Source organism: Mesorhizobium sp. P3_A9, from assembly GCF_056402975.1.
Genome location: NZ_JBFUGJ010000790.1, coordinates 1 through 642, shown reverse-complemented (window position 1 = coordinate 642; position 642 = coordinate 1). Strand labels below are relative to the sequence as shown.

The following is a 642-nucleotide window of genomic DNA, read 5'->3' as shown; positions in this document are numbered from 1 at the left end:
AGATATCTCCTGGGGATGCCCATGAACTGGGACGACGTCCGCATTTTCCTCGCCGTCGCGCGCGCCGGCCAGATCCTTGGCGCCGCCAAAAGGCTGGAGCTCAATCACGCCACCGTCTCGCGCCGCATCGCTGCACTCGAGGACGCGCTGCGCACGAAACTGTTTCGCCGGCTGACCACGGGCAGCGAGCTGACGCACGCCGGCGAGCGCTTCCTCGACATTGCCGAGCGCATGGAAGGCGACATGATCGCCGCGCGCTCGACCATATCGGGCGAAGGCGACGATATCTCCGGCACCGTGCGTATCGGTGCGCCGGACGGTTTTGGCGTCGCCTTCCTGGCCAGGCGTCTCGGTGAACTGACCGCGCTGCATCGCGAACTGACGATCCAGCTCGTGCCGGTGCCGCGCTCCTTTTCGCTGTCCCGGCGCGAAGCCGACATCGCCATCACCGTCGAGCGGCCGACSGARGGCCGGCTGGTGGCAGGAAAGCTGGTCGACTATTCRCTCGGCCTGTTCGCCTCGCGTGCCTATGCCGCTGCCAATGGCCTGCCGAAAACCRCTGCCGAACTCGGCCAGCACACCCTCATCGGCTATGTGCCTGACCTGATCGTCAGCCCTTCGCTCGACTATGCCTCTGAATTC

The 642-nt window shown here is 65.7% G+C and carries 1 protein-coding gene; it reads left to right on the top strand.

The window, feature by feature from the left end:
* Positions 1–21: 21 nt before the first annotated feature.
* Positions 22–642, top strand: a 621-nt coding sequence (locus AC1DX0_RS36765; protein ID WP_477359554.1) for a LysR family transcriptional regulator, incomplete at its 3' end; no start/stop codon positions are given.